The sequence below is a fragment of the Aliirhizobium wenxiniae genome (assembly GCF_019511445.1).
In the GTDB taxonomy this organism is placed as follows: domain Bacteria; phylum Pseudomonadota; class Alphaproteobacteria; order Rhizobiales; family Rhizobiaceae; genus Neorhizobium; species Neorhizobium wenxiniae_A.
Genome location: NZ_JAEUAN010000095.1, coordinates 1 through 400, shown reverse-complemented (window position 1 = coordinate 400; position 400 = coordinate 1). Strand labels below are relative to the sequence as shown.

Annotated in this window: 1 pseudogene; it reads right to left on the bottom strand. The window is 51.5% G+C overall.

Going from position 1 to position 400, the window contains the following annotated elements:
* A pseudogene (locus tag JNB91_RS30450) lies at positions 1–400 on the bottom strand (hypothetical protein); the annotation flags it as partial.

Here is a 400-nt window from a genome sequence, read left to right as displayed (position 1 = left end):
GGCGAGGACATCACGCTGAAAATTAGGCGGAATATTTATCGCGAAGGTATAGCGTCCGGCGTCCAGTCCGGCATCCATCTCATCGGCGGTGATCATCTCCGGTGGCAAAAACCACGGACGATAGAAGCTGTTAACGATCCGGTTCGATAACTGCGATTGATCCATATCGGCAATGGCGATCGGCGCGAGGTTCAACGATCCTGGCGTAACGGTCGCTGACGAATACACCGACACCGTAAACGAGAAGACAATCAGCGTCAGCATCGCTTTATCACCGAGCAGACTGCGCAACTCTTTGATACCCAGATTAAAAATATTGCGTAAATGGCGCATCATCCCTCCTGTTTTTTCAGCTGCAGGATACTTAAGCCCATCACCAGCGGGATGGCTATCAGCAACG